15 protein-coding genes are annotated in these 13,714 nt (G+C 54.9%); 11 read left to right on the top strand and 4 right to left on the bottom strand.

Features of this window, described 5'->3' with window-relative positions:
- The first annotated feature begins 234 nt into the window (after positions 1-234).
- Complete coding sequence (gene cycA, locus CRO33_RS21775) at positions 235-1,626, top strand: D-serine/D-alanine/glycine transporter (RefSeq protein WP_058959632.1); 1,392 nt, start codon at positions 235-237, stop codon at positions 1,624-1,626.
- Between the two features lie 44 nt (positions 1,627-1,670).
- Here cycA and CRO33_RS21770 read toward each other — a convergent pair whose 3' ends face one another.
- Positions 1,671-2,645, bottom strand: coding sequence for a metal-dependent hydrolase (locus CRO33_RS21770; RefSeq protein ID WP_097119574.1), 975 nt, complete (start codon positions 2,643-2,645; stop codon positions 1,671-1,673).
- A gap of 23 nt (positions 2,646-2,668) precedes the next feature.
- A complete protein-coding gene (gene rutR / locus CRO33_RS21765) occupies positions 2,669-3,304 on the bottom strand; it encodes an HTH-type transcriptional regulator RutR (RefSeq protein WP_034820328.1) in 636 nt (211 codons plus the stop codon).
- Between the two features lie 308 nt (positions 3,305-3,612).
- On the opposite strand from rutR, the gene rutA reads away from it, so the two are divergent.
- Genes rutA through rutG form a run of 6 tightly spaced genes read left to right on the top strand, consistent with a single transcriptional unit; the run spans position 3,613 to position 8,566 of the window.
- The gene (gene rutA / locus CRO33_RS21760; RefSeq protein WP_058959634.1) at positions 3,613-4,704 is read left to right on the top strand and encodes a pyrimidine utilization protein A; all 1,092 of its coding nucleotides are present in this window, start codon (positions 3,613-3,615) and stop codon (positions 4,702-4,704) included.
- On the top strand, positions 4,704-5,414 hold the full coding sequence (rutB, locus tag CRO33_RS21755; RefSeq protein WP_097119573.1) for a pyrimidine utilization protein B: 711 nt from the start codon (positions 4,704-4,706) through the stop codon (positions 5,412-5,414). Before rutA ends, rutB begins: the two co-directional genes overlap by 1 nt.
- 44 nt (positions 5,415-5,458) lie before the next feature.
- Positions 5,459-5,854, top strand: coding sequence for a pyrimidine utilization protein C (gene rutC, locus CRO33_RS21750; protein ID WP_058959636.1), 396 nt, complete (start codon positions 5,459-5,461; stop codon positions 5,852-5,854).
- Positions 5,854-6,657 carry a pyrimidine utilization protein D gene (gene rutD / locus CRO33_RS21745; protein WP_097119572.1) on the top strand — a complete coding sequence of 268 codons (804 nt, stop codon included), beginning with the start codon at positions 5,854-5,856 and terminating at the stop codon, positions 6,655-6,657. Before rutC ends, rutD begins: the two co-directional genes overlap by 1 nt.
- Before the next feature lie 16 nt (positions 6,658-6,673).
- A complete protein-coding gene (gene rutF / locus CRO33_RS21740; protein WP_097119571.1) occupies positions 6,674-7,195 on the top strand; it encodes an NADH-dependent FMN reductase RutF in 522 nt (173 codons plus the stop codon).
- Between the two features lie 45 nt (positions 7,196-7,240).
- Positions 7,241-8,566, top strand: a complete 1,326-nt coding sequence (gene rutG / locus CRO33_RS21735; protein WP_097119570.1) for a pyrimidine utilization transport protein G — start codon at positions 7,241-7,243, stop codon at positions 8,564-8,566.
- Here rutG and CRO33_RS21730 read toward each other — a convergent pair.
- Both CRO33_RS21730 and CRO33_RS21725 read right to left on the bottom strand, forming a co-directional pair.
- Complete coding sequence (locus tag CRO33_RS21730) at positions 8,563-9,477, bottom strand: DMT family transporter (RefSeq protein WP_097119569.1); 915 nt, start codon at positions 9,475-9,477, stop codon at positions 8,563-8,565. The genes rutG and CRO33_RS21730 overlap by 4 nt on opposite strands.
- Before the next feature lie 111 nt (positions 9,478-9,588).
- Positions 9,589-9,753, bottom strand: coding sequence for a general stress protein (locus tag CRO33_RS21725; protein ID WP_071845623.1), 165 nt, complete (start codon positions 9,751-9,753; stop codon positions 9,589-9,591).
- 311 nt (positions 9,754-10,064) lie between these two features.
- Between CRO33_RS21725 and wrbA the strand changes: the two genes are divergently transcribed.
- From wrbA to CRO33_RS21705, 4 genes are all read left to right on the top strand, one after another.
- Positions 10,065-10,664 carry an NAD(P)H:quinone oxidoreductase gene (gene wrbA / locus CRO33_RS21720; protein ID WP_034820354.1) on the top strand — a complete coding sequence of 200 codons (600 nt, stop codon included), beginning with the start codon at positions 10,065-10,067 and terminating at the stop codon, positions 10,662-10,664.
- Between the two features lie 20 nt (positions 10,665-10,684).
- A complete protein-coding gene (locus tag CRO33_RS21715) occupies positions 10,685-10,915 on the top strand; it encodes a YccJ family protein (protein ID WP_038647733.1) in 231 nt (76 codons plus the stop codon).
- A 53-nt stretch (positions 10,916-10,968) separates the two neighbouring features.
- A complete protein-coding gene (locus tag CRO33_RS21710; RefSeq protein ID WP_097119568.1) occupies positions 10,969-12,342 on the top strand; it encodes an NAD-dependent succinate-semialdehyde dehydrogenase in 1,374 nt (457 codons plus the stop codon).
- Between the two features lie 117 nt (positions 12,343-12,459).
- On the top strand, positions 12,460-13,714 hold a 1,255-nt coding region (locus CRO33_RS21705), incomplete at its 3' end, for an IS4 family transposase (RefSeq protein ID WP_097119567.1).

Below are 13,714 nucleotides of genomic sequence, written 5' to 3'. Positions count from 1 at the left end.
TGGAGAGATAACGCAGAAAAGGCTTAATTGCTGAAGATTTACGCAAATTCACCGTGGATTATGCCATGTAAATATTTACTGACAGAGTAAACCCCGCAAAAGGTCACAATTGTAAAAAAACAATTACCGAGAGTTGCAACCTTTCCACTATCTTATGCCACTTGCCCTATCAAACGGCACGTTATCTAACAGCCAGTAGAGCTGACACAACATCAAAACAGGAAAGATATATTTATGGTTGATCAATCCAAAGAGGCGCTTATCGAGGCCGAGCAGCCCGATAAGCTCCAGCGTAATCTACATAACCGCCATATCCAACTGATTGCCATCGGTGGCGCGATCGGCACCGGGTTGTTTATGGGCTCAGGTAAAACTATCAGCCTGGCCGGCCCCTCGATCATTTTCGTTTATATGATCATCGGCTTTATGCTGTTCTTCGTGATGCGCGCAATGGGCGAATTGCTGCTCTCTAATCTCGAATATAAATCCTTCAGCGATTTTGCCGCCGATTTACTCGGCCCGTGGGCGGGCTATTTTACCGGCTGGACTTACTGGTTCTGTTGGGTGGTGACGGGCATTGCCGATGTGGTGGCCATTAGTGCCTATTTCCAACTCTGGTTCCCCGACTTCTCCATCTGGATGAGTGCACTGCTGTGTATATTTGTGTTCCTGGCACTCAATATTGCGACGGTGAAATTGTTTGGTGAGATGGAGTTCTGGTTCGCGATTATTAAAATCGTGGCGATTGTTGCCCTGATCGTGACTGGCATCGTGCTGGTGAGCATGCATTATCCTTCGCCCAGCGGCAGCGCGGCAGCCCTGAGCAATATCTGGGATCACGGTGGTATGTTCCCGAAAGGATTGAGCGGCTTCTTTGCTGGCTTCCAGATTGCGGTGTTTGCCTTCGTCGGCATTGAGTTAGTCGGCACGGCCGCAGCGGAAACCAAAGATCCGCACAAGGTGCTGCCACGTGCGATTAACGCTATTCCGGTGCGTATCATTATGTTTTACGTTCTGGCACTGCTGGTGATCATGGCGGTGACGCCGTGGAATCAGGTCATGCCGGACCGCAGCCCCTTCGTTGAGATGTTTGTGCTGATCGGATTACCCGCCGCCGCCAGCATCGTTAACTTCGTGGTGCTGACTTCTGCTGCATCATCCGCTAACAGTGGCATTTTCTCCACCAGCCGTATGTTGTACGGTTTGGCAGAACAAGGCGTGGCACACAAAGCATTTGGCCGCCTGTCGGCACGCGCGGTTCCCACCACCGGGCTGTTTTTCTCCTGCTTCTGCCTACTGTGCGGCGTTGCGCTGATTTACCTGATCCCCGATGTGATGACGGTATTCACCATGGTCACCACGGTATCGGCGATTCTGTTTATGTTCGTCTGGACCATCATCCTGTGCAGCTACCTGGCTTACCGCAAACAGCATCCGCAACGTCACGCTGAGTCGAAGTTCAAGATGCCGCTGGGCAAGCTGATGTGCTGGGTGTGCATGGCGTTCTTCGCCTTTGTAATTGTCTTGCTGACCTTGCAGGATGATACTCGTCAGGCGTTGATGGTCACGCCGCTGTGGTTCGTCATTCTCACCATGGGCTGGTTGTTACGTCGTCGTAAAGCCTGATAGCACTGCCGACAAAAAGCCCCGAATGCTCGGGGCTTTTTTTTTTATAACCTTTCGCGTAATTTATGCCATGCCTGCGCCAGTGAAGGTCGCACAGAAGGCTCCCTTTCTGGTGCCGGTTCGGGAACATGTGCCGATCCCAGATTGAAGGTGAAGGTGTAATTGGGTGCTTCCCCCATCCTTAAATCCGAAATCAAGGTCTCTTCACCCTGCTGGCGCATGGCGTAAAAACCATGGCTGAACCACGCCACCCGCTCGGCATACCAGTCACCTTTAAACGCATCGAACAGTTGCGGGTTGCGCGGGTGCCAATGAATTTCCAGTGCTCGATCGGGTGACAACAGTGACCAATAGGCCTCACCGTAACGATCGGGGGTCATAATCACGGTTCGCCACACCAGGGTATTAAATGCCGTTGGCGTCACCAGCACCTGCTGCGGCTTGATGGATTGATCAGTTAAATCACGATCGATATGCTGCGTCGCCACGCCCTGCACCACCATGCTCCAGCCAAGATACAGCGTACTGATCAGCAAACCCGCCTGATTCCAGCGCAGTCCGACTCCATCACGCCGCCATAGCGCCACCCCCAGCGCGATCAGCAACGGCAAGGTATACAACGGATCGATGATGTACATGCTGCCAATCGCGTAGGGGAAATCGGTAAACGGCAACCCCAGCTGCGTGCCGTACACCGTTGTCAGATCAAGCAACGGATGCGTGATCAGGGCCAGCCAAATTGCCAGACACCAGCCGCGCCAGTGGGAGCGACTGCGTGTTGCACCTGCGATCAGCCAGGCCAGCAGAGGCGCAACTAGCGTGAGCCATATCAGCGCATGACTCTCAGTTCGATGCAGCGTCATATTGCGAATCGCATCGCCATGATCGATAAACACATCCAGATCGGGCAAGGTGCCGGCAATCGCACCCACCAGCGCCGATTGCCATAGCGGCACGCGCTTGCCCATCACCGCGACGGTGACCGCCGCGCCCAACGTCAGTTGTGATAGCGAATCCATGCACTCTCCTGGTTAAAGCGGGATCAACGCACGCGGATCCCTTCAATAATCATGCGCTGTACATTCTCCAGCGTTTGCTCGAAAAATTCCGGGTCACTCAGGGTCTGGCCGGTGATCGCCTCAACCTGTGACGCAAAATCCGCGTAATGTTGCGTGGTGGCCCACAGCAGGAAAAACAGATGCTGCGGCTGCACCCCGGCTAACCGCCCTTCCGCAATCCACTGCTCGATGATCGCCGCCTTCTCATCCACCAGCGCTTTTAAATCCCCGGCCAGTTCACCTTTGAGTAACGGCGCACCCTGGAGCATTTCCAGACAGAACAAGCGCGAGGCCTGCGGGTGATCGCGCGACACCTCCAGCTTAAGACGGATATATTTCCGAATGGCGGTCAGTGGGTCCTGATCGTGGCGCAGTGCGCGCAGTGGAGCCAGCCAGACATCAAGGATCTCCTTCAGAACCGCGATATACAGCACCTCTTTTGAGGGATAGTAGTAAAGCAAATTGGTCTTGGAGACGTCGGCACGCTCTGCCACTTTATCGAGGCTGGTACCGTGAATACCGAACTGCGAGAAGAAGCTTAACGCCGCTTCCAGTATCGCAGCCCGTTTTGCGGCAACGGCACGTGAACGTCGGCCCGGTTGTTTTTCATCGCTTTTCACACTGTTACCTCCTCAATCCTGCCTGTTCGCATCATAACAAAGCCCCTCTTTCCTGCCTAATCGCTCTCCCTGCACCTTTTTTGACCACCGTGCGCATGAAAAACGTGCAAAAAGTTTTGACCAAACGGTCTGATTTAGACCAACCACTCCACTTTCATCCTTCCATGGGTTTTAACACATTGTTGTACAAGGTATTTAAAAATGTGGCACAGGCTTTGCAGTTTTGTGACTGAGCGCCGCTCGCAGGATGCGTGCAGGAAGCAGTGCAGCGCGTAGAGCAATGCCCGTTCAATGCAGAGAGGTTTCACATGAAAATTGGCGTATTTATCCCGATTGGCAATAATGGCTGGCTCATCTCCACCCATGCGCCGCAGTACAAACCGACTTTTGAACTGAATAAAGAGATTGTGCTGAAGGCCGAGCATTATCACTTCGACTTTGCGCTCTCGATGATCAAACTGCGCGGCTTCGGGGGTAAAACCGAATTCTGGGATCACAATCTCGAATCCTTCACATTGATGGCGGGGCTCGCGGCGGTGACCTCAAGAATTGAAATCTATGCCACGGCAGCCACTCTGACGCTGCCCCCAGCAATTGTGGCGCGCATGGCCGCCACCATCGATTCGATTTCCAATGGTCGTTTCGGTGTCAATCTGGTCACCGGCTGGCAGAAACCCGAATACGAACAGATGGGATTGTGGCCGGGTGATGAATACTTCTCCAGCCGTTACCAATACCTCACCGAGTACGTCACCGTGCTGCGCGATTTATGGGGCACCGGTCAGAGTGACTTCAAGGGTGAATTTTTCACCATGAACGACTGCCGCGTGAGCCCGCAACCGCAGAAACCGATGAAGGTGATCTGCGCCGGTCAGAGCGATGCCGGCATGGCATTCTCCGCGCAGCATGCCGATTACAACTTCTGTTTCGGTAAAGGGGTCAACACGCCTACCGCCTTCGCCCCGACCGCCAGCCGCATGAAAGTCGCAGCAGATAAAGCCGGACGGGATGTCGGTTCCTATGTGCTGTTTATGATCATTGCTGCCGAAAGCGACGAAGCCGCACGCGCCAAATGGGAGCATTACAAAGCGGGTGCTGATGAAGAAGCGCTCGCCTGGCTCACCACACAAAGTCAGCAGGATACCAAGTCCGGCAGCGACACCAACGTGCGTCAGATGGCCGATCCCACATCAGCCGTGAACATCAATATGGGCACCCTGGTGGGTTCATACGCCAATGTGGCACGAATGTTGGATGAAGTCGCTGAGGTTGACGGCACACAGGGCGTGCTTCTGACCTTCGATGACTTCCTGCAAGGTATTGAAGATTTCGGTGAGCGTATCCAGCCATTAATGCAGTGTCGTCAAAACGTTATCACTTCGCAGAAGGAGGTTGCCTGATGAGTACCGTGACTTGCGCCCATACGTCGAGTTTGTCCAATATCACCCTGCCCGCCCGACCAGAAGCGATTGCACTGCCGCCGACGCAAAGCGCCTTAATCGTCGTCGATATGCAGAATGCCTATGCCACCGAAGGGGGTTATCTGGATCTTGCTGGTTTTGATGTCTCCGCCACAAAGCCAGTGATCGCCAAAATTCATCAGGCGGTAACCGCGGCGCGCGCCGCTGGCATGCAGATTATCTGGTTCCAGAACGGCTGGGATGACCAGTACGTTGAAGCGGGTGATGCCGGCTCGCCTAACTTCCATAAATCGAATGCACTGAAAACCATGCGTAAGCGCCCGGAGTTACAGGGCACGCTGCTGTCGAAAGGCGGGTGGGATTATGCGCTGGTGGATGAACTGGTGCCGCAGGCAGGAGACATCGTGCTGCCCAAACCGCGCTACAGTGGCTTCTTCAATACGCCACTCGATAGCATGCTGCGCAGCCGCGGTATCCGCCACCTGATGTTCACCGGCATTGCCACCAACGTGTGCGTTGAGTCGACACTGCGCGATGGCTTCTTCCTCGAATATTTTGGCGTGGTGCTGGAAGACGCCACTTATCAGGCCGGACCGGCATTTGCCCAACAAGCGGCGATTTTCAACATCGAAACCTTCTTTGGCTGGGTTAGCGACACGGACACTTTTTGTGAAGCTCTGAAAGCTTAGGGTCCATCTCACCTGCAAAACCATAACGATAAGGAACTGCGACGATGCCTAAAAGTGTGATTATTCCTGCCGGCAGCGGCACCCCGATTGCGCCCTTTGTGCCAGGAACCCTGGCCGATGGCGTGGTGTACGTGTCAGGCACGCTACCGTTCGATGCCAGTAACAATGTCGTCCACGTCGGCGATGCCGCGGCACAAACCCGACACGTACTGGAAACCATCAAAAAGGTGATCGAGACCGCCGGTGGCAGCATGAGTGACGTCACTTTCAACTCTATTTTCCTCACCGACTGGAGCCATTACGCCGCGATTAACCAGGTCTACGCCGAGTATTTCCCCGGCGACAAACCCGCGCGCTTTTGCATTCAGTGTGGATTGGTTAAACCAGATGCGCTGATTGAAATTGCCAGCGTCGCGCACATCGGGCCGCAGGAGGCGTAATGCACCTTGAGATTCATGGTTTAACCGCTGCCGACGCGCCAACACTGGTGCTGTCGTCCGGCCTGGGTGGCGTGGCGGGCTTTTGGCAACCCCAGCTGGCGGCGCTCGCTCCCCATTATCGCGTGGTAACTTACGATCAGCGCGGTACCGGTCGCAGTGCCGATACGCTGCCTGAAGGCTACAGTATGGCGATGATGGCCGCCGAACTGGCTGAGCTACTGGCGCAGCATGACATTCACCATTACGACATTATTGGCCACGCACTGGGTGGCCTGATTGGCCTGCAGCTGGCGCTGGATTGTCCCGATCGTGTCGGCCGCGTCGTGGTGATTAATGGCTGGCTCTCGTTGGATCCTCATACGCAACGCTGCTTCCAGGTGCGGCAGGATCTCCTGCTCAACGTAGGCGTTGAAGCCTTCGTGCGAGCGCAGCCACTGTTCCTCTATCCGGCTGAATGGCTGGCGCGCCATCAGGCGCGCATCACCGCTGAAGATGCCCATCACGTGACCCATTTTCAGGGCATGGAAAATCTGCTGCGCCGCTTGCATGCATTAATGAACAGTGATTTCCGTACGCATGCGGCGCGGATTCATCAGCCTGTGTTAGCCATTTGTAGCCAGGACGATCTGCTGGTGCCGTGGAGCTGCTCTCCACAACTGGCCCAGGCGCTGCCGAATGGCAGTCTGATTGAGATGCCGTGGGGCGGGCATGCGATGAGCGTGACCGATGCCGATAAGTTTAACGCTCTGCTGCTGGGGTGGCTGGCCGAAACGGCTGCACCTGCACAGCGCGCCGCCAGTTGAACAGAGGAGTGAAACCATGAGTGTGCTTGAACTGCCGCTTGTACCGAATGTAGATCGCGATGCTTTCCGCCATGCCATGGCACGACTGGGGGCGGCGGTCAATATTATCACCACCGACGGTCCGGCTGGTCGCGCCGGATTCACCGCATCTGCTGTCTGCAGCGTGACGGATACGCCGCCCACTTTGCTGGTGTGTCTGAATCGTTCGGCCTCAGTCTGGCCGACCTTTCGGGACAATGGCTATCTGTGCGTCAACACCCTGGCGGCCGGTCATGAAGATCTTTCGACACTGTTTGGTGGTAAAACGCCGATGGATCAGCGTTTTGCTGCGGCTAACTGGCACACGCTGGCCAGCGGTTCACCGCTGCTGGAGGGTGCCACCGTGTCGTTCGATTGCAAAATCACCCAGGTGGTCAGTGTTGGCACACACGACGTTTTGATGTGTGAAGCACTTGCGCTGGTACATAACGATGATTCCCATGGCCTGGCGTGGTTTGACCGTGGATATCATCACCTTTTACGGCAGGACGCCCGCTAACGCCGCTCTGCGCGGTCCGGTTCCACCGATATCCTGGAGAAAACGATGGCGAATTCCTGGTTCCCCCGCTGGCAGAAAAAGTCAGCCATGACCGAAGATGGGCTGATTGCACCGGATGAAACCCTGCCGTTCGGGCAGACGTTTGTCATGGGCCTGCAGCATGCTGTAGCAATGTTTGGCGCGACGGTGCTAATGCCGTTGTTGATGGGACTCGACCCCAACCTGGCGATTCTGGTTTCCGGTATCGGCACGCTGCTGTTCTTTGTGGTCACTGGCGGACGCGTGCCGAGTTATCTTGGATCCAGCGCCGCCTTTGTCGGGGTGATTATCGCGGTGACCGGATTCAACGGCCAGGGATTGAACCCTAATCTGTCGCTGGCGCTAGGCGGCGTCATTGCCTGCGGCGCGCTTTATACCTTCATTGGCCTGATCGTTATGAAGGTGGGTACGGATTGGATTGAGCGGCTCATGCCCCCTGTCGTCACGGGTGCAGTGGTGATGGCAATTGGCCTGAACCTGGCACCAATTGCTGTCCATGGCGTATCAGCATCAATGTTCGATAGCTGGATGGCCGTCATGACCGTGCTGTGCATTGGCGTGGTCGCGGTCTTCACACGCGGTTTGGTTCAGCGCTTGCTGATTCTGGTTGGCCTGATTGTCGCCTGGACGATCTACGCCTTGCTCACCAATGTGTTTGGCCTCGGTAAGCCAGTCGATTTTAGCGGTGTCGCCAGTGCGCCCTGGTTTGGTTTACCACACACCACCGCGCCGGTATTTGATATGCAGGCGATAGTGATGATTGCCCCTGTCGCCATCATTCTGGTGGCTGAAAATCTTGGGCATATTAAAGCCGTCGCCGGTATGACGGGACGCAATCTTGATCCCTGGATGGGACGTGCGTTTGTCGGGGATGGCCTCGCCACCATGCTGTCAGGTTCGATGGGAGGCAGCGGCGTGACAACTTACGCCGAGAATATTGGCGTAATGGCGGTCACCAAAGTCTATTCGACACTGGCGTTTGTCGCGGCAGCAGTGATTGCGCTGATACTCGGCTTTTCACCGAAGTTTGGTGCCTTGATCCATACCATTCCCGGCCCGGTGATTGGCGGTGCCTCTATTGTGGTATTCGGTTTAATTGCCGTGGCAGGTGCGCGGATCTGGGTGCAAAACAACGTTGATTTCAGTCAGAACGGCAATTTGATCATGGTGGCCACCACGTTAGTGCTGGGTGCTGGCGATTTTGCTTTAAAGATCGGCAGTTTTACCATTGGCGGAATTGGCACCGCGACCTTCGGTGCCATTATTCTTAATGCCATTCTTAAACGTCGGGGTGCCGCGCTGGCAAACCAGGCGGCACGACAGCATCCTTAAGGCTCCAGCGGTGCCTGCTCAGGCACCGCTTTCTTGCGGCGAAGTCGTAGCTCACTGACGATCACCCCACAAACGATCAGCACACCGCCCAACAAGGCAGCGGCCGGTAAACGTTCACCCGCAATCCGTCCAACCACCCCTGCCCAGACCGGTTCACCGGCGTAAATCACCGTAGCCCGCGTCGGTGACACGCTGCGCTGCGCCCAGTTCATTGTCACCTGAATCAGTGCACTGGCCGCACCCAGACCCAGCGCACTCAATAGCAATGGCGTTGAGATCGTTGGGACCGATTCGCCATTAGGGATCATAAAGACAAAAGCGCAAGCCGATGCGACCATCAGTTGGATCAGCGTCACGCGACGCACATCAACCTGGCCTGCAAAGCGACTGATCAGAATAATTTCAGCCGCAATCGCCAGTGTACTGAGTAACGTCGCTATCTCGCCCGCGTTCAACGTCAGGCTACCGTCTTGTGGCCCGGCCACCAGCACTAAACCGGTAAACGCCAGCATAATGCCAATCCATGCCATTAACCCTGGCGGACGGCGCAGAAATACCCATTGCAGTAACGGTACCACCGGCACATATAGCGCGGTCAGAAACGCCGACTGGCTGCTGGAGATGGTTTGCATCCCCCAGGTTTGTAAGCCGTAGCCACCCGCAATCGACAGGCCAATCAACGCACCGGCTTTCACTTCGAGCCATGTCATGTGCCTCAGATAACGGCGGAAGAAAAAGGCCAGCAATAACGATGCCGTGGCAAAGCGCAGCCCCACAAAGAAAAAGGGACCGGAATGTGCCATCGCCCGGTGCACCACTAAAAAGGTGCCACCCCAAACCATGGTAATGAAGATGAGAACGAGTTCCTGACGCGTAATACGCAGGCTGAGACGGGAATTTGAAGCAGACATAACGCACCACAATAATCGATTGGCGATCATTTTTGCCTGGTCAGGAGGGGAAAAGCAATCTTTGTTACCGCCGGGAGAACCCGGCGGAGGGGGGGATCAAACACAATCACATTATTTCTTGCTGCGACTGCGTCCCCCTTTTTCACCTGCTTCGGAAGCGCGTTGCGGGTCATTCCTGAAATTACCGCCGCTATTTTTTCCGCCTTTACGACCGGCTTCCGCGGCTCTCTCGCGATCTTCCGCGAAATTGCCTGATCCTCCACGATGTTGTGCCATCATTTCCTCCAGGGATTGAGCATCTGTGGTTAGGCCTTTTCATCCAATGTGGTGAAAAGCAAGGCGGCGGAGTATTCGCGCCACCTGATAAAAGGATAGCCAGGCCAGTCTGATATTCGGCTAATATTCATACTTTGAAACATATAATTCACTTATTTTTCTATCATAAACCAGATTAACATCCAGCTTACAAGCGGTTAGCCGGGTTAAAAGCGCAGCGCTAGACGTATCCATCTATCCTCCCTTCCGGCACCTTACGCAGTCTCTTCTATACTTCTGAATACTCATCACCCTCAGCAGGATAGAAAACCATGGCAAAAGTTTTGGTGCTTTATTACTCAATGTATGGACATATCGAAACCATGGCGCAAGCCGTGGCTGAAGGCGCAAAGAGTGTGAGCGGTGCGGAAGTCACCATTCTTCGTGTACCGGAAAGCATGGATGCGGAGAGATTTGCGCAGGTGGGCGGCAAGGTGAATCAGGCGGCGGCTGAAGCAAAACCTGAAGATTTAACCCAGTACGACGCCATCATCGTGGGTACGCCAACCCGCTTTGGCAATATGGCCGGTCAGATGCGTAATTTCTGGGATCGCACCGGCGGATTATGGGCCTCAGGCGCGCTGTACGGCAAACTCGCCAGTGTGTTCGCCTCTACCGGCACCGGTGGCGGCCAGGAACAAACCATCACCTCCGTTTGGACCACCCTCGCCCATCACGGCATGGTTATCGTCCCCATCGGTTATGGCACCAAAGAACTTTTCGATATTTCTCAGGTACGCGGCGGCACGCCTTATGGCGCCACCACCATTGCGGGCGGTGACGGCTCACGCCAACCGTCAGCAGAAGAACTGGGAATTGCCCGCTATCAGGGCCAATACGTCGCCGGACTGGCGGTAAAACTGCAAGGATAAATCCACAACAGGAGACCTTTATGGCCACAGAACAGTCGAAAGCTCACCACGTGGGCGAATGGGCCACGCTGCGCCACACCTCACCTGAAATTGCTGAAGCCATTTTTGAGGTGGCGAATTATGACGAACGACTCGCGGAAGAAATCTGGCGTCAGCAAGGTAGCGACGATGTGCTGCTCCGCGCTTTTGATAAGACCGATCAGGACGTTCTGACGTGGGACGACAAAACAGTCGAGCGTAAAAACGTTTAACACGCAGGCGGGCATGTCCCGCCTTTGTCATTTTTTCTGCCAAGGAGCCCTTTATGTCAGCCTACCAAAGCATCAACCCGGCCAATAATCAGTTGCTGAAATCCTGGCCTGATCACGATGACACCTATATGCAGCAGGCACTCAGCGCGGCTGACGAACTCTACCACTCTACGTGGTGTAAAGGCGATATGCAGCCACGTCTGCAGGTGCTGCACCGACTGGCCGATTTGATTGATCAGCGCGTTGACGAATTAGCTGAGATTGCCAGTCGTGAGATGGGCAAGTTAATTGGTCAAAGCCGGGGGGAAGTAAAAATCTGCGCGCAGATCGCTCGGTACTATGCCGAACATGCGGCTCACTTATTACAGGCACAACCTTATCCCAGCACGGTGGGCGATGCCTGGCTTGAGTATCACCCGATTGGCGTGGTGGTCGCCGTCGAGCCCTGGAACTTCCCTTATTACCAGTTGATGCGCGTGCTGGCGCCAAATCTGGCATTGGGAAATCCGGTTCTGGCGAAACATGCCAATATTGTGCCGCACTGTGCGGATGTCTTCGAAAAACTGGTTGAAGAAGCGGGTGCGCCAAAGGGTGCGTGGAGCAATCTGTTTATCTCTAATCAACAAGTCGCCGATCTAATTGCCGATCCGCGCGTGCAAGGTGTCGCGCTAACGGGCTCTGAACGTGCCGGTAGCGCTGTGGCGGAGCAGGCCGGAAAGCATCTGAAAAAGTCCACGCTGGAGTTAGGCGGCAATGACGTATTCGTGGTGCTGGACGATGCCGATATTGACGAAGCCGTGCGCCAGGGCGCGCAGGCGCGATTAAGTAACTGTGGTCAGGTATGTACCGCAGCGAAGCGCTTTATCCTGCACGAAAAAATCGCGACGGAGTTTATGGTGAAGTTTAGTGCGGCCCTGCAATCGGCCAAACCGGGGGATCCACTGGATGAAAGCACCACGCTGGGTCCGCTTTCATCGAAAGAGGCTCGCGACCGTTTAGTGAAACAGGTTGAGGATGCGGTTAAGCAGGGTGCGCATGTTGAACTGGGCGGAAAAGTGATAGAAGGCGTGGGTTGTTATTATCAGCCAACGATACTGACTGGCCTCACACCGCAAAATCCCGCCTATTACCAGGAGTTCTTTGGACCGGTGGCACAGGTTTATGTGGTGGCTGACGATCGCACCGCCATCGCACTGGCCAATGATTCGCACTACGGTCTGGGCGGTTCAGTGTGGACGCGCGATATTTTGCGTGGGCGCAACATGGCATCGCAGATCGAGACCGGTATGGTGTTTATCAACTCTCAAAGCGATACCGCCGCGGAGTTGCCGTTTGGTGGCGTGAAACGCTCAGGCTATGGACGGGAGTTGTCCGATCTTGGCCTGAAGGAGTTTGCGAATCAAAAACTGGTGGTCGTCGCCGGTTAACGGAAATAAAAAACCCCGTCGAGGCGTAATGCCGATCAGTTAAGACAAAAATGATCGGTTGAACGATCTGGCAGTTCTGCAAAAATCCGTAATCTCTCAGGGATTACGGATTTTTTTATGCTTCTCAGTCAGGCTCTCGATATCGTTCATCACTTTACGCCTCAGGAATTCTCGACGCTTTCTGATCTCCTTTCTCCTGAGCTCATTGATGAGTGTCTTGCTGATACCGGCACAGTGACGTTACGAAAGCGCCGGTTATCGATGGAAATGATGGTCTGGGCTGTGACCGGCATGGCACTTTTTCGCTCCCATTCGATGACCCAGCTCGTCTCACATCTGGATATCCTTCTGCCGGGGAAAAGGCCCTTTGTCGCGCCTAGCGCGGTTGTGCAGGCCCGGCAGCGTTTTGGAGAAGATGTTATCCGGTTAATGTTTGAGAAAACGCAGCGCCTCTGGTTTGAAAAGACACCGCTGTCGCACTGGAACGGACTGACGCTGATGGCGGTGGATGGCACCGTATGGCGCCCCCCTGACACACCAGAAAATGATGCCGCTTTCGGGCGAACGGCCAATACGAATAAGTGCTCTGAGTGGCCGCAGGTGCGCATGGTCTGCCAGATGGAAGTCACCAGTCACCTGCTGTCAGCAGCCGCGTTCGACAGCGTCTCAGCTGCCGGCGAAGCCGATCTTGCCGCTCAGCTTATCCCACAGACCCCCGACTACTCTCTGACCCTCTTTGATAAAGGTTTTTATGCACTGGGTCTGCTGCACGCCTGGCAGTCGGCGGGAACGGAAAGACACTGGATGCTGCCACTGCGCAAAGGAGCACAGTACCGTGTAGTCCGTAGCTTAGGAGCCGGGCAGGAGTTGGTGGAATTACAGCTGTCGCCGCAGGCGAAGAAAAAATGGCAGGGTGCTACAGATACGCTGACGGCGAGGCTTATCAGCAAAGAGCTCAACGGAAAAACGGTTCAAATCCTGACATCCATGTGCGACCCCCTGAGGTATCCCAAAGCAGATGTCGTGGACTTATACGGCCATCGCTGGGAAATAGAGCATGGGTTCCGCGAGATGAAACAACACCTGCTGAATAATGAGCTGACGCTGAGAAGCAAAAAGCCAGAACTTGTGCGTCAGGAGCTGTGGGGCGTGGTCCTGGCCTATAACCTTCTGAGGTTCATGATGGCGCAGATGGCGTACAGCCTGAAAGGCGTGGAACCTTATCAGATGAGTTTTAAGCAGTCCGCACTGTATCTGAGAAGTCATCTGAGCCTGCTACCGGGCATCTCAGGGGGAAAAATACCGCGGATAATGGAAGAGATAATGGCGATGGCGCCAGGGCTGGTGCTGCCGGAAAGAAGAGTGCGGCATT

This window comes from Pantoea sp. GL120224-02 (assembly GCF_900215395.1).
In the GTDB taxonomy this organism is placed as follows: domain Bacteria; phylum Pseudomonadota; class Gammaproteobacteria; order Enterobacterales; family Enterobacteriaceae; genus Pantoea; species Pantoea communis.
The sequence above is the reverse complement of the archived record's forward strand: the minus strand, read 5'-3'. Positions and strand labels throughout refer to the sequence as shown.

Excerpts from the sequence above, each read along its gene's own strand:
- cycA (WP_058959632.1), top strand. The coding sequence starts at position 235 with ATGGTTGATCAATCCAAAGAGGCGCTTATCGAGGCCGAGCAGCCCGAT.
- CRO33_RS21770 (WP_097119574.1), bottom strand. The coding sequence starts at position 2,645 with ATGGATTCGCTATCACAACTGACGTTGGGCGCGGCGGTCACCGTCGCG.
- rutA (WP_058959634.1), top strand. The coding sequence starts at position 3,613 with ATGAAAATTGGCGTATTTATCCCGATTGGCAATAATGGCTGGCTCATC.
- rutB (WP_097119573.1), top strand. The coding sequence starts at position 4,704 with ATGAGTACCGTGACTTGCGCCCATACGTCGAGTTTGTCCAATATCACC.
- rutC (WP_058959636.1), top strand. The coding sequence starts at position 5,459 with ATGCCTAAAAGTGTGATTATTCCTGCCGGCAGCGGCACCCCGATTGCG.
- rutD (WP_097119572.1), top strand. The coding sequence starts at position 5,854 with ATGCACCTTGAGATTCATGGTTTAACCGCTGCCGACGCGCCAACACTG.
- rutF (WP_097119571.1), top strand. The coding sequence starts at position 6,674 with ATGAGTGTGCTTGAACTGCCGCTTGTACCGAATGTAGATCGCGATGCT.
- rutG (WP_097119570.1), top strand. The coding sequence starts at position 7,241 with ATGGCGAATTCCTGGTTCCCCCGCTGGCAGAAAAAGTCAGCCATGACC.
- CRO33_RS21730 (WP_097119569.1), bottom strand. The coding sequence starts at position 9,477 with ATGTCTGCTTCAAATTCCCGTCTCAGCCTGCGTATTACGCGTCAGGAA.
- CRO33_RS21725 (WP_071845623.1), bottom strand. The coding sequence starts at position 9,753 with ATGGCACAACATCGTGGAGGATCAGGCAATTTCGCGGAAGATCGCGAG.
- wrbA (WP_034820354.1), top strand. The coding sequence starts at position 10,065 with ATGGCAAAAGTTTTGGTGCTTTATTACTCAATGTATGGACATATCGAA.
- CRO33_RS21715 (WP_038647733.1), top strand. The coding sequence starts at position 10,685 with ATGGCCACAGAACAGTCGAAAGCTCACCACGTGGGCGAATGGGCCACG.
- CRO33_RS21710 (WP_097119568.1), top strand. The coding sequence starts at position 10,969 with ATGTCAGCCTACCAAAGCATCAACCCGGCCAATAATCAGTTGCTGAAA.